Source organism: Streptomyces sp. NPDC048507, from assembly GCF_043199995.1.
Taxonomy (GTDB): Bacteria; Actinomycetota; Actinomycetes; order Streptomycetales; family Streptomycetaceae; genus Streptomyces.
This window is the reverse complement of record NZ_JBICWZ010000004.1, coordinates 251070-269974: the sequence shown is the minus strand read 5'-3', so window position 1 is coordinate 269974 and position 18905 is coordinate 251070. Positions and strand designations below refer to the sequence as shown.

Genomic DNA, 18905 nt, shown 5'->3' with positions numbered 1-18905 from the left:
CTCCTACTGCTTGACCTCGTACGCCTGCTTCTCCACGAGCTTGCCGTCCCGGAAGCAGAAGCGGAAAACGGAGTCGTTGGTGAACTGCGACGAGTCCTCCGACGACAGCAGGAACAGACAGTCGGTGCCCGCCGGTCTCGGCGGGCCCTTGCGGTCCAGCCCCGACGTGAGGACGCTGTCCCCGTCCGGCAGCCGGTCGCGCACGGACTTCTCCGGCTGGCCCAGCTGCACGGCGTCGTACTCCTCCTTGCTGATCATCGCCTTGCCGACCGAGCCCACCAGCAGCGCCACCCCCGCCCCCAGCACGATGAGCAGCAGCACCAGCGCCGCGACGGCGATGCCGCAGCCCATCGCGATGCCACCGGTCCGGCTGCGCACCGGCACGGCCAGCTCGCGGTCCACGGCCGCCCAGTCCATCGGGGGCGCGCTGCGCCGCACCGATGCCCGGGCCTGGGAGCGCTGCCCGAAGTCGTCGGCCACGTCCTCGGCGGCCCCGGCCGGCTCGGTCCCGTACGGAAGCACTCCGGCGACCCGGAAGCCGCCGCCCTCGGTCGCACCCGCGTGGACCATGCCGCCGACCAGCCGGGCCCGCTCCCGCAGCCCGGTCAGCCCCTGCCCGCCGGAGACCACCTCGCCCGCCTCCGGACCGGCCGCCGGCCCGTTGGCGATCTCCACCACCAGGGAGTCGTCCTCGTACCGCAGCTCGACGGTGATCGCCGACCCGGGCGCGTGCTTGTAGGCGTTGGTCAGCGCCTCCTGCACGATCCGGTACGCCGCGTGGTCACAGGCCGCGACCAGCGGCCGGGGCCGGCCCGCCGCCGTGAGCCGTACGTCGGTCCCCGCGGCCCGCGCGGCCTCCACGATGCCCGTGATCCCGGCCACCCCGCGCGCCGCCGGCTGCGCCTCCTCCACGGGGGCCGCCGGGGCCTCCACCCCGTCGCGCAGGATGCCGACGACCTCGCGCAGCTCGTGCATGGCCGCGACCGAGGCCTGGCGCAGGACGCCGACGCCCTCGCGCTGGCGGTCGGTGAGCGCGGGGTCCACCTCCAGTGCCCCGGTGTGCACCGAGATCAGCGCCAGCTGGTGGCCGAGGCTGTCGTGCATGTCCTGGGCGATCCGCTGCCGTTCGCGCAGCCTGGCCTGTCCGGCCACCATCGTCCGCTCGCGCAGCAGTTGGTCGTTGCGTTCCTGCAGGGCGCTGAGCAGGGTCCGGCGCTGGTACCAGTACCGGCTGGCCAGACCGGGCATGACGGTGGCGGCGAGGAAGAGCAGTGTGGAGAAGACCACGACCAGCAGGGGCTGCATCTGCGACCACTGGTCGACCAGGCTGAGCCCGACCTGGACGAGGAAGGCCAGCAGGATGGCGGTCAGGGCCCGTCCCACTCCGACGATCCGGCGGCCCGCGGACCAACCGAGCACGACCGTCACGAGGAACACGGCGGGCAGGAAGGCGCTCGCCGCGGCTCCCAGCACCAGCGTGGCGGCGGGCAGCCGGCGGCGCAGCAGCGTGAGCGACACCACGGCCACCACGCCCAGCAGCATCTTCAGTCCGGAGCTGTCGCTGAGTTCGTCGACGCCCAGTCCGAGCACGGCCAGCACCGCCGCGATGGCCAGGTCCCCCGCGAACGCGCGCCGGGACCAGGGATCGGCCCCCTTCAGCCGTTCCCAGCCCACCCGCACCGCCGCCTCGACATCCACCCGACCGACCCTAGACACCCGCGCCCGGGCCCGCCCGCCCTCTTTCGTCGCGCACCGCCCGACGAAAGTCGCCGCTCCGGCACATCCGCGTAGGCCCGCGCCCGCCGCGGACCGGGAGCCGGGTACAACGAAGAACCCCCGCACCGGATTTCTCCGGTGCGGGGGCTCTTTTTCGGTGGGCGAGGGGGGATTTGAACCCCCACGTCCCGAAGGACACTGGCACCTGAAGCCAGCGCGTCTGCCGTTCCGCCACTCGCCCGAGTAGCTCTCCAGTGGACTTCCCTTGCGGGCCGTTCCCCTGGCGACGAACGAAAGATTAGCACGTCATCCGGGGTGGATTCACATCCCTTTCCCGGGGCACCCTCACGCCTGCCGGGGCGGCCCCTCCCGCAGTCGCCTCCGGGTGCGGGACACTGTTCTGGAGCACCCCTACGATCCCTTGTGAGGACCAACACTCCTGCACACGGGACCGAAGGGGAACCAGCCGAATCCGCCACGCGTGGATACGATCAGTAAGCAGTACAGGGCGACAACGACGGAGGAGGTGCCCCATGGGAGTTCTGAAGCGGTTCGAGCAGCGACTCGAAGGTCTGGTGAACGGCACCTTCGCCAAGGTGTTCAAGTCCGAGGTCCAGCCGGTGGAGATCGCCGGCGCCCTCCAGCGGGAGTGCGACAACAACGCCACCATCTGGAACCGCGAGCGGACGGTCGTGCCCAACGACTTCATCGTCGAGCTCAGCACGGGTGACTACGAACGCCTCAGCCCTTACTCCGGCCAGCTCGGCGACGAGCTCGCGGGCCTCGTCCGCGACTACGCCAAGCAGCAGCGCTACAGCTTCATGGGCCCCATCAAGGTCCACCTGGAGAAGGCGGACGACCTCGACACCGGTCTGTACCGGGTCCGCAGTCGCACCCTCGCCTCCAGCACCTCCCAGGACGGCCCGCAGTCCCCCCAGGGACCGCAGCCGGGCGGTTACGGCTACCCGCCGGTGGCCGCCCCGCCCATGCCCTCGGGACCGCCTCCGGGCGGACCCGCTGGTCAGGGCGGACAGGGCGGACGCCCGGGCGGTGCACCCGTACCTCCCGGCGCCCCGGGCACCACGCGCCGCTGGATCGAGATCAACGGCACCCGCCACCAGATCTCGCGCCCCACGCTCGTACTCGGCCGGAGCACCGAGGCCGATGTGCGGATCGACGACCCCGGCGTATCGCGCCGGCACTGTGAGATCCGGACCGGAACACCCCCGACGATCCAGGATCTCGGGTCCACCAACGGCATCGTGGTGGACGGGCAGCACACCACCCGCGCTACGCTCCGCGACGGCTCGCGGATCGTCGTGGGCAGCACCACCATCATTTACCGGCAAGCCGAAGGGTGAAGCGGGGGCAATGTCAGAGCTGACCCTGACGGTCATGCGGTTGGGTTTCCTGGCCGTTCTGTGGCTGTTCGTCATCGTGGCCGTTCAGGTCATCCGCAGCGACCTCTTCGGAACGAGAGTCACGCAACGCGGCTCCCGCCGCGGCGGCGCGACCAGCGCTCCGCAGCAGACGGGGCGGCAGTCCGCGCCGCCCCAGCAGCGCCAGCGCCGTGGAGCGCCGACCAAGCTGGTCGTCTCCGAGGGCACCCTCACGGGAACCACGGTGGCCCTCGCCGGCCAGACGATCACGCTGGGCCGCGCCCACGACTCGACGATCGTGCTGGACGACGACTACGCCTCCAGCAGGCATGCCAGGATCTACCCCGACCGTGACGGCCAGTGGATCGTCGAGGATCTCGGGTCCACGAACGGCACCTATCTCGACCGGACCCGGCTGACCACCCCGACGCCCATTCCGCCGGGCGCCCCGATCCGCATCGGCAAGACCGTCATCGAGCTGCGGAAGTAGTACGAGAATGAGCGAGCGGAGCGAGCGAGCCGCGGCGGTCCGTCCCACCGGGGACACGGACCCGAGCGCGCTCCCGACCGGAGGGTGGGCAGTGTGGCTCGAGACCGGTTGTACCCCGAGGCATCGTCGACAGGGCAGGTGCGCATGAGTCTGTCCCTGCGGTTCGCCGCCGGATCGCACAAGGGGATGATCCGCGAGGGCAACGAGGACTCCGGCTACGCCGGCCCCCGGCTCCTCGCCGTCGCCGACGGCATGGGTGGCCAGGCCGCCGGCGAGGTCGCCAGCTCCGAGGTCATCTCCTCCCTCGTGCAGCTCGACGACGACGTCCCGGGCTCCGACATCCTCACCGCGCTCGCCACCGCCGTGCAGCGCGCCAACGACCAGCTGCGCGTGATGGTCGAGGAGGACCCCCAGCTGGAGGGCATGGGCACCACGCTCACCGCCCTCCTGTGGACCGGTCAGCGGCTCGGCCTCGTCCACGTCGGCGACTCCCGCGCCTACCTGCTCCGCGACGGCGTCCTCACCCAGATCACGCAGGACCACACCTGGGTGCAGCGGCTCGTCGACGAGGGCCGGATCACCGAGGAAGAAGCCACCACGCACCCGCAGCGCTCGCTCCTGATGCGGGCGCTCGGCAGCGGCGACATCGTGGAGCCCGACCTCTCGATCCGCGAGGTCCGGGCCGGCGACCGCTACCTGATCTGCTCCGACGGGCTCTCCGGCGTCGTCTCCCACCAGACCCTGGAAGAGACCCTCGCCGACTACCACGGCCCGCACGAGACCGTGCAGACGCTGATCCAGCTGGCGCTGCGCGGCGGCGGCCCGGACAACATCACCTGCATCGTCGCGGACGTCCTCGACACCGACAGCGGCGACACCCTGGCCGCACAGCTGAACGACACCCCGGTCGTCATCGGCGCGGTGGCCGAGAACCAGCACCAGCTCTTCGACGGCAACGCCATGCAGACCCCGGCCGGCCGCGCCTCCGGGCTCGGCCGCCAGTCCGCACCGCCCGCGGGGTCCTTCGGCCCCCCCGGCAGCGGTGAGGCCCCCGGCTACGGCTACGCGGAGCAGGGCAAGGGCGGCGGCGGCGCGTACGGCAGCTTCGGCGAAGCCGACGGCTACGAGGGCGAGGCCCCGTACGAGGACACCTACGACCACCCGCGCAGGCGGCGCAGCAAAGGGCGCAAGTGGACCACGCGCACGCTGCTCCTGCTGCTCATCGCGGGCGTCGTCGGCGGCGGCCTGTACGCCGGGCACCGCTGGACGCAGAGCCAGTACTACGTCGGCGTCAAGGGTGACCACGTCGCCCTGTACCGCGGCATCAGCCAGAACCTGGCCTGGATCCACCTCTCGCAGGTGGACACGGATCACCCCGACATCGAACTGAAGTACCTGCCGAGCTTCAAGCGCAAGCAGGTCGAGGCCACCATCAGCGAGAGCACCGTCGACGGGGCCCGCAAGAAGATCGACGATCTCGCCGGCCAGGTCTCCGCCTGCAAGAAGGACGAAGCCCGCCGCGCCGCGGAAGCCCAGAACAACCAGACGCCCGGTCCCAGCCTGACTCCCGCGGAGCAAGCGCTCGTCGGCCAGTGCGAAAAGCAGTAGAGATACGCGGGCACAGGGGGCCCGCCACACCATGAGCGTTGTCACCAACACGACCACCATCGGCGCCATCGAGGCGCCGAGCCGGCGGAACACCGAGCTCCTGCTGCTCGCCTTCGCCGTGGTCATCCCGATCTTCGCCTACGCCAACGTGGGTCTGGCGATCCACGGCGAGCTGCCCCCGGGCATGTTCCTCTACGGACTCGGCTTCGCCGTCCTCGCGGGCATCGGCCACCTCGTCGTGCGGCGCTACGCCAAGTACGCCGACCCGCTGCTGCTGCCCATCGCCACCCTGCTCAACGGCCTCGGCGTCGTCCTGATCTGGCGGCTCGACCAGTCCGAGCGGCTGCAGAACCTCGCCAAGCGCAGCTTCGGCACCTTCTCCGAGTCCGCGCCGCGCCAGATGATGTACACGGGGCTGGCCATCGCCCTGTTCGCCGTCGTGCTGCTGGTCCTCAAGGACCACCGCGTGCTCCAGCGGTTCACGTACATCTCCATGGCCGGGGCGCTGGTCCTGCTGATCCTGCCCGTGGTCCCGGGTCTGGGCGCGGACGTCTTCGGCGCGAAGATCTGGATCAGCGTCGGCGGCTTCTCCATCCAGCCCGGTGAGTTCGCGAAGATCGTCATCGCCATCTTCTTCGCCGGCTACCTGATGGTGAAGCGCGACGCCCTGGCCCTCGCCAGCCGCCGTTTCATGGGTCTCTACCTGCCGCGCGGCCGCGACCTCGGCCCGATCCTGATGATCTGGGCGGTCAGCCTCCTCGTCCTCGTCTTCGAGAACGACCTCGGCACCTCGCTGCTCTTCTTCGGCATGTTCGTGATCATGCTGTACGTGGCCACCGAGCGCACCAGCTGGATCGTCATCGGCCTGCTGATGTCGGTCGGCGGCGCCGTGGTGGTCGGCACCTTCGCCAGCCACGTCAAGGTCCGCGTCACCGCCTGGCTCGACCCCTTCGCCTGCTACACCACCTCCGGCGCCTGCGAGCAGGTCGGCCAGTCGATCATGAGCTTCGGTTCCGGCGGTGTGCTCGGCACCGGCTGGGGCCAGGGCAACTCCGACCTGATCGGCTTCGCCGCCAACTCCGACTTCATCTTCTCCACCGTCGGCGAGGAGCTCGGCCTCACCGGCGTCATGGCCTTCCTCCTGCTCTACGGGCTGATCATCGAGCGGGGCGTCCGCACCGCCCTCGCCGCCCGCGACCCCTTCGGCAAGCTCTTCGCCATCGGGCTCTCCGGGGCCTTCGCCCTGCAGATCTTCGTCGTCGCCGGCGGAGTCATGGGCCTCATCCCCCTCACCGGCATGACCATGCCCTTCCTCGCCTCCGGCGGTTCCTCCGTCCTCGCGAACTGGGTCCTCATCGCCATCCTCATCCGGATCAGCGACACCGCACGCCGACCTGCCCCGGCCCCCGCTCCGTCCCCCGACTCCGAGATGACCCAGGTGGTCCGCCCGTCATGAACAAGCCCCTGCGCCGCATCTCGCTGTTCTGCGGGCTGCTCGTCCTCGCGCTGCTGATCCGGACCAACTGGCTGCAGTACGTGCAGGCCGAGGATCTGAGCACGCGCAAGGAGAACCGCCGGGTCCAGATCGCCCAGTACGCCACCGAGCGCGGCAACATCATCGTCGAGGGCCAGCCCGTCACCGGTTCCGCCGTGACCAACGGCAGCGACTACAAGTACAAGCGGACGTACACCGACGGGCCGCTGTGGGCGCCCGTCACCGGCTACGCCTCCCAGGCGTTCGGCTCCACGCAGCTGGAGTCCCTCGACGACGGCATCCTCACCGGCAACGACGACCGGCTCTTCTTCGACCGCACGATCGGCATGTTCACCGGCGAGAAGAAGCAGGGCGGCAACGTCGTCACCACCCTGAACGCCGCCGCGCAGAAGGCCGCGTACGAGAAGCTCGGCTCCAAGAAGGGCGCCGTCGCGGCGATCGACCCGCGCACGGGCGCCATCCTGGCCCTGGTCAGCACCCCCTCGTACGACCCGTCCACCTTCGCCGGCAACTCGAAGGCCGACGAGAAGGCCTGGGTCGCGCTGAAGGACAGCGAGGACAAGAACCTCGTCAACCGCGCCCTGCGCGAGACCTACCCGCCGGGCTCCACGTTCAAGGTGGTCACGGCCGCCGCCGCGCTGGAGAACGGCGTGGTGAGCGACATCAACGCCCCCACGGACACCCCCGAGCCGTACATCCTGCCGGGCACGAAGACGCCGATGGTCAACCACGCGAGCGGCTGCGAGAAGGCGACGCTGAACTTCGCCCTCCAGGTCTCCTGCAACTCGGTCTTCGCGAACATGGGCGACAAGGTCGGCCGCGACAAGATGGTCGAGACCGCCCAGAAGTTCGGCTTCAACAACGACAAGATCGACACCCCGGTCCGCGCCTTCGCGAGCGTCTACGACAAGACCATGGGCCGGGACGGCAACGCCCAGAGCTCCATCGGCCAGTTCAACACCGCCGCCACCCCGCTCCAGATGGCCATGGTCACCGCGGCCATCGCCAACGACGGCAAGCTGATGAAGCCGTACATGGTCGACCAGCTGCAGGCACCCAGCATCGACACGGTCGAGAAGCACGAGCCGACCGAGATGAGCCGCCCGCTCTCCGCCGCGAACGCGCAGAAGATCCAGCAGATGATGGTCAACGTCGTCGAGAACGGCACCGGCACCACCGCCAAGATCAAGGGCGTCACCGTCGGCGGCAAGACCGGCACCGCCCAGCACGGCGAGAAGAACGCGAAGCGTCCCTACGCCTGGTTCATCTCCTACGCCGAGAACGCCGACGGGACCTCTCCGGTCGCCGTGGCCGTCGTCATCGAGGACAGCGCCGCCGACCGCGAGGACATCACCGGTGGCGGCCTGGCGGCCCCGGTCGCCAAGGCGGTCATGGAAGCCGTTCTGAAGAGCAAGGGATGAGACGCGCAGGCGGGGTCCGAGCGCTCGGTACCGGTCCGATATCAGCCTGTGGTCACGAACCGATCACCGACGATCGGCCGGTAGCCTTGCCGCGAACAGCACACCGCCGGACCACACACGGGTGCGGTCGGGACTGACGGAGAGGGCTGCAAACGTTATGGAAGAGCCGCGTCGCCTCGGCGGCCGGTACGAGCTGAGCCACGTGCTCGGCCGTGGTGGCATGGCCGAGGTGTACCTCGGTCACGACACCCGGCTCGGCCGTACCGTCGCCGTCAAGACCCTGCGTGCCGACCTCGCCCGCGACCCGTCCTTCCAGGCCCGGTTCCGCCGCGAGGCCCAGTCGGCCGCGTCGCTGAACCACCCGGCGATCGTCGCCGTGTACGACACCGGCGAGGACTACGTCGACAACATCTCCATCCCGTACATCGTGATGGAGTACGTCGACGGCTCGACCCTGCGCGAGCTGCTGCACTCCGGCCGCAAGCTGCTGCCCGAGCGCACCCTCGAAATGTGCATCGGCATCCTCCAGGCACTGGAGTACTCGCACCGCGCCGGCATCGTGCACCGTGACATCAAGCCCGCCAACGTCATGCTGACCCGGACCGGACAGGTCAAGGTCATGGACTTCGGCATCGCCCGCGCCATGGGCGACTCCGGCATGACGATGACGCAGACGGCCGCCGTGATCGGCACCGCCCAGTACCTCTCCCCGGAACAGGCCAAGGGCGAGCAGGTCGACGCGCGCTCCGACCTGTACTCCGCGGGCTGCCTGCTCTACGAGCTGCTCTGCGTGCGGCCGCCGTTCGTCGGCGACTCGCCCGTGGCCGTCGCGTACCAGCACGTGCGCGAGGAACCCCAGCCGCCGTCGAACTTCGACCCCGAGATCACGCCCGTGATGGACGCCATCGTCCTCAAGGCGCTGGTCAAGGACCCCGACTACCGCTACCAGTCCGCCGACGAGATGCGGGCCGACATCGAGGCCTGCCTCGACGGGCAGCCCGTCGCCGCCACCGCCTCCATGGGCGCGGCCGGCTACGGCTACCCCGACCAGGGCGGCTACGGACACTCCGGCCACGACCAGGCCACCACGTCCCTGCGCTCCCCCGACGCGGGCCAGACCTCGATGCTCCCGCCGATGCCCCCCGGTGGCGACGGCGGATACGGGTACGGGGACCAGGGCTCCGGCGGCTACGACCAGGGTCACGGCCGCCGCCAGCAGAAGAAGAGCCGGGCCTCGACGGTCCTGCTGGTCCTCGCGGGCGTGCTCGTCCTCGTCGGCGCGATCCTGATCGGCCGCACCCTCTTCGCCCAGTCCGCGGACAACAACAGCGCCGCCGTGCCCAAGTTCGTCGGTCTGACCTTCGCCTCGGCACAGGAGAGCGGCAAGAACGCGGGCGTCGTCGTGGAGAAGGAGGCCGAGGAGCCCTGCGCGGACCAGCCCAAGGGCAATGTCTGCTCGCAGGACCAGGCCCCGGACGCCAAGGTCGACAAGGGCAGCACGGTCAAGGTCAAGGTCTCCACGGGCGCCCCCAAGGTGCCGGTGCTCGACGTGGTCCGGCTGAGCTACGCGGACGCCGAGTCGGCGCTCAAGGCCAAGAAGTTCCAGGTCGAGAAGAAGCTGGTCGAGTCCGAGAACGCCACCCCGGGCACCGTCATCGAGCAGAACCCCAAGAGCGGCACCCAGGCCGAGCAGGGTTCGGTGATCACGCTCAGCGTCGCCAAGGAAGTCTCCAAGGGAGTCGTCCCGGACCTCAGCGGCATGCAGAAGGAGGACGCCGTCAAGGCCCTCCAGGCGGTGAAGCTCAAGCTGGGCAGCACGACGGAGGTCGACTCCCCCGGAGCCCCGCCGAAGTCGATCGTCGCGCAGCAGTACGCGCCCGGTACCGAGCTGGCCAAGGACACGGCGGTCAACGTGAGCGTCGCCAAGGCGAGCGCAGCTCCGACCCCGGTGCCGCTGCTGACCGGGCGGACCGTCGCCCAGGCCAAGGACGACCTCAAGCGCGTGGGCCTGGTGTTCGGCTCGGTCCTGTCGGGCCCGACCGACGACAACGCCCAGATCCTCGGCTCCACCCCCGCGGCGGGCACTCCGCAGCCGGCCGGGACCGTCATCAACGTCCAGACCGTGCCGAACAGCGGTCAGGGCGGCCAGCAGCAGGGCGGCGGCTGGTTCGGCGGCCTGACCGGCGGCCGCTGACGTCGCGATGTTTCACGTGAAACGGCCCGGCCCCCTCGTCCGTCGAGGGGGCCGGGCCGTTTCACGTGAAACACGGGGCGGGGAGGTTCAGCCGGGGAGGTTCAGCGCAGCTCCGCCGGCGGGGTGCGCTTGTCGTCGACCTTCTCCGTCCGCACCAGCTCGCCCCAGACGATGTAGCGGTACTTCGAGGTGTAGACCGGGGTGCAGGTCGTCAGGGTGATGAAGCGGCCCGGAGCGGTCTTCCCCGACTCCTTCGGGACCGGGTTGATCACGTCCACGTTGTACTTCGAGGTCTGCCGCAGCTCGGCGAAGACCTTGTACACGTACCAGGTGTCCCGGGTCTCGAAGACGACCGCGTCGCCGTTCTTCACCTTGTCGATGTTGTGGAACTTCGCCCCGTGCCCGTCGCGGTGCGCGGCGAGGGCGAAGTTGCCCTTGTCGTCCCAGGGCAGGGCCGCCTTCACCGGTTCCGTGTAGTACCCGGCGACGCCGTCGTTCAGCACGTCCGGCGCGGTGCCCGGCTTGACCAGCACCTCGCCGTTCTTCATCGATGGCACGTGCAGGAAGCCGATCCCGTCCCCGGTGTCGAGGGCGCCCGGCTGGACCGGGGCGTTCGCGGCCGGAGCGGGGGCCGCCTGCCACTGCCGGCGGACCTGGTCGCCGCGGGCCGAGGCCTGCCGGTCGGCGAGGACGTTGGTCCACCACAGCGAGTACGCCACGAACAGGCCGAGGATCAGGCCCACCGTGATCAGGAGCTCGCCCAGCAGGCTCAGGAACCCGGCGATCACACTGCGATCGGCGGGCGGCGGTGCGGAGCGGCGGCGGGCACGAGACACTGCGGGTCGTCCTTACGGGCTGGTCAGCGCGGGCGGGGCGCCCTGGCTGCGCGGGCGTTCGTCGATCATCCTGCCCCATACGATCATCCGGTAGGTGCTCGTGAACTCGGGAGTGCAGGTCGTCAGCGTGATGTACCGGCCGGGGCCGGTGAAGCCGGATCCCTCCGGGACCGGCTTGATCACCGAGACGTTCGCCGGAGAGGTCTGGGGGAGCGCCGAGGTCATCTCGTACGTGTAGTACGCGTCCCGCGTCTCCACCACGATGGAATCCCCCGGCACCAGCTTGTTGATGTAGCGGAACGGTTCGCCGTGGGTGTTGCGGTGTCCGGCGACCGCGAAGTTGCCCTGCTTGTCGGCCGGCATGGCCGTCTTCAGCGCCCCCTCGCCGTAGTGGCCGACCAGGCCCCGGTCCAGCACCTTCGCCTTGCTGATGCCCTCCGCCACCGGGACCTTCAGGCCCAGCTTGGGGACGTGGAGGATCGCGAAGCCCTGTCCCGGCTCGAAGGCGGCCACCGGCGGCGCGGCCGGTGCCCCGGCCCCCGGCGCCTGCTCCCAGGTCTGCCGCAGGGAGCCTGCGGCCCCGTTCGCGGAGCGCTCCGCGAGCACGTTGGTGTACCAGAGCTGGTAGGTGACGAACAGCAGCATCACCACGCCGACGGTGATGAACAGCTCACCGGCCGCCCGGCTGAGGACCACCACCGGACCGCCCGAACGCGGGCGGGCGCGCCGGCGTCCCCGTCCGCCCCGTTTGCGTGCCCGCGCGTGCGAGCGCTTCGCGGCCTCCTGCGCCGCCCTGCGCCGCGCGGCCCGGCCCTCGCTGGGCGCGGACGGCGCGACCGTCGTCACGCGACGGCCTTGCCCACCACCGGGGCCAGCCCCACCGACCGCTCGACGGCGCCGGCGTCACCGCAGCGCACGAGCCAGTTCGCGAGCATCCGGTGGCCCCACTCGGTCAACACCGACTCGGGGTGGAACTGCACGCCCTCGACGTCGTGCTCCCGGTGCCGCAGGCCCATGATGATGCCGTCCTCGGTCCGCGCGGTGACCTCCAGCACGTCCGGCAGGGTCGGCGGTTCGGCGGCGAGCGAGTGGTAGCGGGTCGCGGTGAAGGGCGAGGGCAGCCCGGCGAAGACGCCGAGGCCCTCGTGGACCACCGGCGAGGTCTTGCCGTGCAGCAGCTCGGGAGCCCGGCCCACGACGCCGCCGTAGGCGACCGCCATGGACTGCATGCCGAGGCAGACGCCGAAGACCGGCACGCCCGTGTCCGCGCAGTGCCGGACCATGTCGACGCAGACGCCCGCCTCTTCCGGCGTGCCCGGCCCCGGCGACAGGAGCACGCCGTCGAAGCCGTCCTGGGCGTGCGCGAGTTCGACCTGGTCGTTGCGCAGCACCTCGCATTCGGCGCCGAGCTGATAGAGGTACTGGACCAGATTGAAGACAAAGCTGTCGTAGTTGTCGACAACCAGAATGCGCGCGCTCACGGAGTGGCTCCCGATCCCTCGTCCACCGTCACGTCGTTGAACGGGAGCAGCGGCTCGGCCCACGGGAAGACGTACTGGAACAGTACGAACACCACCGCCAGGATCAGTACGAGAGAGATCAGCGCGCGTACCCACGCGTTGCCCGGCAGGTGCCGCCAGATCCAGCCGTACATTCCGTCCGCGTCCCTCTCGCTCTGCGCACCGCGGGAGCGGTACCGCAACAGCCTAAAGGCCCGGGGCCCGGCGGCGGGGGTCCCGTGGGCAATCAGACGGGCCGGGTGCCCGTGAGCTCGGCCCAGACGATCAGCCGGTGGCTGTGTCCCCACTCCGGATCGCAGGTGGTCAGGGTCAGGTACTTGCCGGGGCCGGTGAAGGGGGAGCGCTTCGGCACGGGGTCGACCACCCCGGTTTCGGTGGGCAGGGTGCGCAGCGCCCGCGCGCGCACCGTGTACGTGTACAGGGTGCCCGCCTCCCGGACGATCACGGCGTCGCCGGGGCGCAGCTCGGGGACGTCCTTGAAGGGGTCCCCGTAGGTGCGCCGGTGGCCGGCCACCGCGAAGTTGCCGTCCCCGCCGGGGCGGGCCGAGCCGGGGTAGTGGCCCAGGCCCTTCTTGAGCAGGTCGGCGCCGGTGCCTTCGAGGACGGGCTTGCTCCAGTCGTCCCCGAAGCGCGGGACGTACATCTCGGCGAAGACCCCGCCGGCCGGGAGCGGAGGCGGTGCGGGGGCCGGGGCGGCCTGCTGGGGGGCCGGGGCGCCCGGGGCGGGGGCGGCGGCCGGGGCCGCCGCAGCCCAGCGGTCGTGCAGCCGGTCCCGCTCGCCCTCCATGGCCCGGTCGGCCTTGACCCCGGTCCACAGCAGCACGTAGGCCACGAACAGCACGATCAGCGTCCCGGCCGTCAGGCACGCCTCGCTGAACGTCCGTACCACCAGGCGCAGTACGACGTCAGGGCGCGGCGGACTCCAGCGGCTTCGCATAGTGGAGGTCCACTGTGCCGGAGTAGCCCGGCAGTGTCAGCCTCTTGTCCTCGTCCACTTTCCAGCCGAGCCCGTACGCGTTGACGTACAGCTGGTAGTTCTGCAGGGCGGGGGAGTCCGCGAGCGCCTTGCGCAGCGCGCCCGGGTCGCCGACGGCGGACACCTTGTACGGGGGCGAGTACACGCGGCCCTGGAGGATCAGCGTGTTGCCCACGCAGCGCACCGCGCTGGTGGCGATCAGCCGCTGGCCCATGACCTCGATGCCCCGGGCCCCGCCCTGCCAGAGGGCGTTCACCACGGCCTGGAGGTCCTGCTGGTGGATCACCAGGTCGTTGGGCTGCGGCTCCGGCACGCCCGGGACGCGCGCGGTGGCGTTCGGCGGGGCGTCGTTGAGCGTGACGCTCAGGCCCTTGCCGGTGAGCTCCTCGGTGCCCGAGGCGACGCGCAGGGCGGCCAGCTTGGCGTCCTCGGCCTTGGTGCTGCCGTCGTCGCGCTCGGCCAGGGCGTCCACCGCGGCGCGCGCGGCCGCGGCGCTCTCTTCCAGCTCGGCGTTGCTGGTGCTGCGCTCGTGGATGAGGTCGGACAGCTTCAGGAGCGAGGCGTCCGTGCGGATGTTCGTACCCTTGGAGGTGTTGAAACTGGTGACGAAGATCAGGCCGGCCAGGGCGAACACGGCGGCCGTCAGCAGCCGGACCGGTCTGGCCCGGCGACGGGGACCCGCGGAGGAGTCGTCGGAATTGCTCAACGTACCCTTCTCCTTCAACGCCACAGGTCCACTACGCTAACGGACGCCCGGGGCAGGCAAGGTCCCCAGCGCATCGACAGGAGAGCCCCTCGTGCCGAAGTCACGTATCCGCAAGAAGGACGACTACACGCCGCCGCCGGCGAAGCAGGCGCAGACGATCAGGCTGACGAACCGCAGCTGGGTCGCCCCGGTGATGCTGGCGTTGTTCCTGATCGGTCTCGCGTGGATCGTCGTCTTCTACGTGACCGATACCCAGATGCCCGTCGAGGCACTGGGCAACTGGAACATCGTGGTCGGTTTCGGCTTCATCGCCGCCGGGTTCGGTGTCTCCACGCAGTGGAAGTAGGCGCATCCGGCGCCGCCGCGCAAGCTCTCCCCATGAGTTATCCACAGCGTCATCCACACCTGAGGAAAAGACAGAAGATCTGTGGATAACTCTGTGGAGAGTTGACGCCGGTGTGATCAGGTGAGCGCGGACAGTTCGGACGTGCGCACCACGATCAGCACCACGGCCAGCAGGAACACCGCCGCGCAGGTCCCCGCCTGCACCAGGGTGCGCCTGCTGCCGGTGGCGGGCGCGAGCAGCCCCAGCGCCACCAGCGCGCCGGTCACCAGACCACCGATGTGCGCCTGCCACGACACCGTCAGGCTGCCGCCCAGCGGCACGAAGGTGATCAGCAGCATCAGCCCGAGCGTGATCAGGACCGGCCGCAGTTCGTAGCGCAGCCGGCGCGCCAGGACCACGGTGGCGCCGAGCAGGCCGCAGATGGCGCCCGAGGCGCCGAGGGTCGGCGTGTTCGGCGCGGTCAGCAGGTAGACCAGGGCGCTGCCGCCCAGGCCCGACAGCAGGTAGAGGGCGAGGTAGCGGGCCCGCCCCAGCGCGGCCTCCAGCGGCCCGCCGATCACCCACAGGGCCAGCATGTTGCTGAAGACGTGCCACCACTCGACGTGCAGGAACACCGAGGTCAGCAGCCGGTGGTACTGACCGGTGGAGATCCCCTCCAGCGGGGCCCCGTAGTACTCGACGTAGCGGCCGAGCAGCTCCAGCCGCACCGCCAGCCCCGGCACGGCGAGCGCGGCGAGGAAGACGGCCGCGTTGATCCCGATCAGGATCTTGGTGACGAGCTGGGGGTCGGCCGCGACGAGCCCGCCCGCGAGGGTGCGCGGCGCGTTGGCCGCGCGGGAGTGCCCGGTCCCGGAGCCCTCCCGTACGCACTCCACGCACTGGAAGCCGACCGCGGCGTCGACCCTGCACTCGGGGCAGACCGGGCGGTCGCAGCGGGTGCAGCTGATGCCCGTGTCGCGGTCCGGGTGGCGGTAGCAGCCCGGCAGACGGTCGGTGTCCATCGGTCCCCTCGATCAGCGGCGGGGCAGGTGGGCCGCCCCGCCGGTCCGGTAGGCGCAGGTACACATCCTGGACGGACGGGCGGGGCGCAAAGGTTCCCGTCGCCCGGTCAGCGCTTCTCCACGGTGACCGACTGGATGATCACGTCGTCCAGGGGCCGCTCGGTGCGCGGGTTGGTGGGGCCCGCGGCGATCTTGTCCACGATCTTCTGGCTGGCCGGGTCGCGGACCTCGCCGAAGATCGTGTGCTTGCGGGTCAGCCAGGCGGTGGGCGCGACCGTGATGAAGAACTGGGAGCCGTTGGTGCCCGGCCCGGCGTTGGCCATGGCGAGCAGGTACGGCTTGGTGAAGGCCAGGTCGGGGTGGAACTCGTCGGCGAACTGGTAGCCGGGGCCGCCGGTGCCGTTGCCGAGGGGGTCGCCGCCCTGGATCATGAAGCCGCTGATGACGCGGTGGAAGACGGTGCCGTCGTAGAGCGGGGCCGTGGTCTTCTGGCCGTCGGTGGGACGGGTCCACTCGCGGGCGCCCGTGGCCAGCTCCACGAAGTTGCGGACGGTCTTGGGGGCGAAGTTCTCCAGCAGCTCGATCTCGATGTCGCCGTGGTTGGTCTTCAGGGTGGCGTAGAGCTTCTCGGCCACGAGTCTGCCTTCCATAGTCATCACTGTCGGTCCCGATCCTCCCACGGAGGGCAGCGCCGCACAGAAAATCCCCCACCCGTATGCCCTGTCGCGCGCGACGGGCGGCCCTGTGGCAGGCATGATCCGACAAAGGGTGGAAAGGTGAACTGTGTCCGCCACCGAGGAGGAGGATCCCGTGACCCGCAAGGACAGCGTGCGCCTGGCCGCCGAGAGCGCCAAGGACACCGTGAGGCACGCAGCGGAAGTGGTGGCGCCGTACGCAGGAACCGCCAGGGACGCGGCCGTGCACTACGCGCACGAGGCGAACGAGCGGCTGGTGCCGAAGGTCTCGCACGCGGCCGGCCAGGCGTCGCTCCAGGCCCGCGCGGCCTACGGCTCCCACCTGCATCCCCGTATGGTCGCCGCCCGCGCCCACGTTCCGCCGAACGTCGACCGTGCCGCCACCCAGGCGGTGGAGCAGACCCGTCGCGCCGCCCGCCAGGCCGCCGAGTACACGCAGCCCCGCATCGAGAGCGCCCTCGCGGCGGCCACCCCGGTCGCCGAGGAGGCCGCCTCCCGCTCGGTCGCGGCGTTCGCCGCGCTGCGCGGGCAGGTGACGCCCGAGGAGGTGCGCCGGCTGGTGCGCCGTCACGAGCGCCGGGCCCGCTGCGGCCGGGGCCTGCGCAACGTCGCCCTCGTCGGCCTCGTCGCCGGCGCCGCTTTCGCGGCGTGGAAGTGGTGGGACCGGCAGTCGAACCCGGACTGGCTCGTCGAGCCCCCGGCGGCCACCGAGGTCCCCTCGCGCGAAGCCGGGCCGGCCAGCTTCGACGACGAGCTGGAGGAGAAGGAGCGCGAGGCGCGGACGGACGCGCCGGGTCCCGCTCCGACGCGCCCCGACAGCGACAAGCAGCTCTGACCCCGCCTCGCGGCGGGTACGCGGAAGGGGCCCGGATCCAGTGGTGGATCCGGGCCCCTTCCGCATGCCCCGTCCTAGGAGGGGAGGTTGAGCACCGTCCCCGGGTGGATCAGGTCCGGGTTGGCGCCGACGACGCCCCGGTTCATGGCGTAGAGCTCCCGCCAGCGGGCCTCGTTGCCCAGCTCGTGGCGGGCGATCGCGGACAGCGAGTCCCCCGGCTTCACCGTGTACGTGCGCTTCTTGGCGGCGAGCGGCTGCTTGGGCGCCACCGGCACCGCCTTGTGCGCGGCCGACGCCGGACTCGGCGCGGCGGGCCGGGCGGCCGCCGCGGGCTTCGGCGGGACCGGCGGCCGGGGCGCCGCGGCCGCGGGCGGCTTGGGCGCCACCGGTACGGCCTTGTGCGCGGCCGACGCGGGACTCGGCGCGGCGGGCCCGGCGACCGGCGGCTTCGGCGGGGCCGACGCGGCCATCCGGTCGGCCGCCGCCCTGGTGGCCGCCGCGGCGTCGGAGTAGCCGCCGCCCGTCCCGGCGGGCGCGGACCCGGCCGCGGCCTGCTGCTCCGTCTGCTCCTTCGCCTTGTCGGCGGCCTCGTGTTCCTTCTGCTTGTCGGACTTCAGGAAGTCGAAGATTCCCATGTACCTGCGCCTCCGGCGTGGTGTCGTCCCCCGGCTCGGTGCCTGCCCCCACTCTCTGACACCGGGGCCCGCCCGGCCGCGTGACTGGGCCGTCCGGGGGACCGCCGCAGCCGGCGGCGGGCGCGCGCCCGTGAGGCCGTACGCCCGCGACCGCGCGAGCCCCCCTCGCCGCGCACCCCGGGCCACCGCACGAAAAAGACCCCCATCCCTGCGTTTTCGCAGGTCAGGGGGTCTTTCACTGTGGAGCCTAGGAGATTCGAACTCCTGACATCTGCCTTGCAAAGGCAGCGCTCTACCAACTGAGCTAAGGCCCCGGGAAACCGGATGGAACCCTCTCCCGTACGGGAGCGGGCGTTCCGCAGGACAGAGTACCCGGTGTACCCCCGCATCCCGCAAAATGATAGGGACTCCCGCCCCGCGACCACGCTCCGTAAGATGCTCGCGAGGTTCGCACCAGCGAAGGGGAGTAGTCAGAGTGGACGCAGTACAGCAAGAGGCCACGGCCAGAGCCAGGGAACTCCAGCGCAGTTGGTACGGGGAGCCGCTCGGCGCGCTGTTCCGACGGCTCATAGATGACCTCGGACTCAATCAGGCCCGCCTCGCTGCCGTCCTCGGACTGTCGGCGCCGATGCTGTCCCAGCTGATGAGCGGACAGCGCGCCAAGATCGGCAACCCGGCCGTGGTCCAGCGGGTGCAGGCCCTCCAGGACCTCGCCGGGCAGGTGGCGGACGGAAGCGTCAGCGCGGCCGAGGCCACCGACCGGATGGACGAGATCAAGAACACCCAGGGGGGCTCCGTCCTCAGCAACAGCGGCCAGAGCACGACGAGTTCCGGCGCTCCCACGGTCAAGCGGGTCGTGCGCGAGATCCAGTCGCTGCTGCGGTCGGTCTCCGCGGCCGGGGACATCATCGATGCGGCGGACTCGCTCGCACCCACCCACCCGGAGCTGGCAGAGTTCCTCAGGGTCTACGGGGCGGGCCGCACCGCCGAGGCGGTCGCCCACTACGAGGCCCACCAGAACTGACGCGCGGGCGCGCGAACGGGGGACGGGC

General features: G+C 71.0%; 18 protein-coding genes, 2 tRNA genes and 1 pseudogene. 9 read left to right on the top strand and 12 right to left on the bottom strand.

Annotated features, from left to right (window positions below; translation table 11 throughout):
• Positions 1-3: 3 nt before the first annotated feature.
• Together ACGFXC_RS14240 and ACGFXC_RS14235 are read right to left on the bottom strand one after the other, a co-directional pair.
• Positions 4-1698, bottom strand: a complete 1695-nt coding sequence (locus ACGFXC_RS14240; RefSeq protein ID WP_393712600.1) for a sensor histidine kinase — start codon at positions 1696-1698, stop codon at positions 4-6.
• 176 nt (positions 1699-1874) lie between these two features.
• Positions 1875-1957 (bottom strand) — tRNA-Leu (locus ACGFXC_RS14235).
• A 292-nt stretch (positions 1958-2249) separates the two neighbouring features.
• Between ACGFXC_RS14235 and ACGFXC_RS14230 the strand changes: the two genes are divergently transcribed.
• The 6 genes from ACGFXC_RS14230 to pknB all read left to right on the top strand — a co-directional run bounded on the left by ACGFXC_RS14230 (position 2250) and on the right by pknB (position 10303).
• Positions 2250-3077: an FhaA domain-containing protein gene (locus ACGFXC_RS14230; RefSeq protein ID WP_393712598.1), complete on the top strand. Its 828-nt coding sequence runs from the start codon at positions 2250-2252 to the stop codon at positions 3075-3077.
• Positions 3078-3087: 10 nt separating this feature from the next.
• Positions 3088-3585, top strand: coding sequence for an FHA domain-containing protein (locus ACGFXC_RS14225; RefSeq protein WP_266575716.1), 498 nt, complete (start codon positions 3088-3090; stop codon positions 3583-3585).
• 144 nt (positions 3586-3729) lie between these two features.
• Entirely contained in the window at positions 3730-5193 is a 1464-nt protein-coding gene (locus tag ACGFXC_RS14220; RefSeq protein WP_393712596.1) for a PP2C family protein-serine/threonine phosphatase, read from the top strand.
• 31 nt (positions 5194-5224) lie between these two features.
• Positions 5225-6649: an FtsW/RodA/SpoVE family cell cycle protein gene (locus tag ACGFXC_RS14215; RefSeq protein WP_393712594.1), complete on the top strand. Its 1425-nt coding sequence runs from the start codon at positions 5225-5227 to the stop codon at positions 6647-6649.
• Positions 6646-8109, top strand: coding sequence for a peptidoglycan D,D-transpeptidase FtsI family protein (locus ACGFXC_RS14210; RefSeq protein ID WP_393712592.1), 1464 nt, complete (start codon positions 6646-6648; stop codon positions 8107-8109). Before ACGFXC_RS14215 ends, ACGFXC_RS14210 begins: the two co-directional genes overlap by 4 nt.
• A 157-nt stretch (positions 8110-8266) precedes the next feature.
• Positions 8267-10303, top strand: coding sequence for a Stk1 family PASTA domain-containing Ser/Thr kinase (pknB, locus tag ACGFXC_RS14205; protein WP_393712590.1), 2037 nt, complete (start codon positions 8267-8269; stop codon positions 10301-10303).
• 101 nt (positions 10304-10404) lie between these two features.
• Here the strand turns inward: pknB and ACGFXC_RS14200 are convergent, their stop codons facing one another.
• The 6 genes and pseudogenes from ACGFXC_RS14200 to ACGFXC_RS14175 all read right to left on the bottom strand — a co-directional run bounded on the left by ACGFXC_RS14200 (position 10405) and on the right by ACGFXC_RS14175 (position 14341).
• Positions 10405-11139 carry a class E sortase gene (locus ACGFXC_RS14200; RefSeq protein WP_393712588.1) on the bottom strand — a complete coding sequence of 245 codons (735 nt, stop codon included), beginning with the start codon at positions 11137-11139 and terminating at the stop codon, positions 10405-10407.
• A gap of 12 nt (positions 11140-11151) precedes the next feature.
• Positions 11152-12009: pseudogene (locus tag ACGFXC_RS14195) on the bottom strand (class E sortase); the annotation flags it as partial.
• On the bottom strand, positions 11982-12620 hold the full coding sequence (locus ACGFXC_RS14190) for an aminodeoxychorismate/anthranilate synthase component II (RefSeq protein WP_393712586.1): 639 nt from the start codon (positions 12618-12620) through the stop codon (positions 11982-11984). The pseudogene ACGFXC_RS14195 and the gene ACGFXC_RS14190, both read right to left, overlap by 28 nt.
• Positions 12617-12793: a hypothetical protein gene (locus ACGFXC_RS14185; RefSeq protein ID WP_030225149.1), complete on the bottom strand. Its 177-nt coding sequence runs from the start codon at positions 12791-12793 to the stop codon at positions 12617-12619. Before ACGFXC_RS14185 ends, ACGFXC_RS14190 begins: the two co-directional genes overlap by 4 nt.
• 92 nt (positions 12794-12885) lie before the next feature.
• The gene (locus ACGFXC_RS14180) at positions 12886-13596 is read right to left on the bottom strand and encodes a class E sortase (protein ID WP_393712584.1); all 711 of its coding nucleotides are present in this window, start codon (positions 13594-13596) and stop codon (positions 12886-12888) included.
• Positions 13565-14341, bottom strand: coding sequence for a DUF881 domain-containing protein (locus ACGFXC_RS14175; RefSeq protein WP_393712582.1), 777 nt, complete (start codon positions 14339-14341; stop codon positions 13565-13567). Before ACGFXC_RS14175 ends, ACGFXC_RS14180 begins: the two co-directional genes overlap by 32 nt.
• A 91-nt stretch (positions 14342-14432) precedes the next feature.
• Here ACGFXC_RS14175 and crgA point away from each other — a divergent pair, with 91 nt between their 5' ends.
• On the top strand, positions 14433-14687 hold the full coding sequence (gene crgA / locus ACGFXC_RS14170; RefSeq protein WP_266575696.1) for a cell division protein CrgA: 255 nt from the start codon (positions 14433-14435) through the stop codon (positions 14685-14687).
• A 116-nt stretch (positions 14688-14803) separates the two neighbouring features.
• On the opposite strand, the gene ACGFXC_RS14165 is transcribed toward crgA, so the two are convergent.
• Positions 14804-15688 (bottom strand): rhomboid family intramembrane serine protease, encoded by an 885-nt coding sequence (locus tag ACGFXC_RS14165; protein WP_393712580.1) that lies wholly within the window; start codon positions 15686-15688, stop codon positions 14804-14806.
• Positions 15689-15795: 107 nt separating this feature from the next.
• A complete protein-coding gene (locus ACGFXC_RS14160; protein WP_393713183.1) occupies positions 15796-16323 on the bottom strand; it encodes a peptidylprolyl isomerase in 528 nt (175 codons plus the stop codon).
• 175 nt (positions 16324-16498) lie between these two features.
• On the opposite strand from ACGFXC_RS14160, the gene ACGFXC_RS14155 reads away from it, so the two are divergent.
• Entirely contained in the window at positions 16499-17218 is a 720-nt protein-coding gene (locus ACGFXC_RS14155; RefSeq protein WP_393712578.1) for a DUF5324 family protein, read from the top strand.
• A gap of 74 nt (positions 17219-17292) precedes the next feature.
• Here ACGFXC_RS14155 and ACGFXC_RS14150 read toward each other — a convergent pair whose 3' ends face one another.
• Together ACGFXC_RS14150 and ACGFXC_RS14145 are read right to left on the bottom strand one after the other, a co-directional pair.
• Positions 17293-17853 (bottom strand): LysM peptidoglycan-binding domain-containing protein, encoded by a 561-nt coding sequence (locus ACGFXC_RS14150; protein ID WP_393712576.1) that lies wholly within the window; start codon positions 17851-17853, stop codon positions 17293-17295.
• A 241-nt stretch (positions 17854-18094) separates the two neighbouring features.
• Positions 18095-18167, bottom strand: a tRNA-Ala gene (locus ACGFXC_RS14145).
• A gap of 161 nt (positions 18168-18328) precedes the next feature.
• Here ACGFXC_RS14145 and ACGFXC_RS14140 point away from each other — a divergent pair.
• Complete coding sequence (locus tag ACGFXC_RS14140; protein ID WP_393712574.1) at positions 18329-18877, top strand: helix-turn-helix domain-containing protein; 549 nt, start codon at positions 18329-18331, stop codon at positions 18875-18877.
• Positions 18878-18905 lie beyond the last annotated feature (28 nt).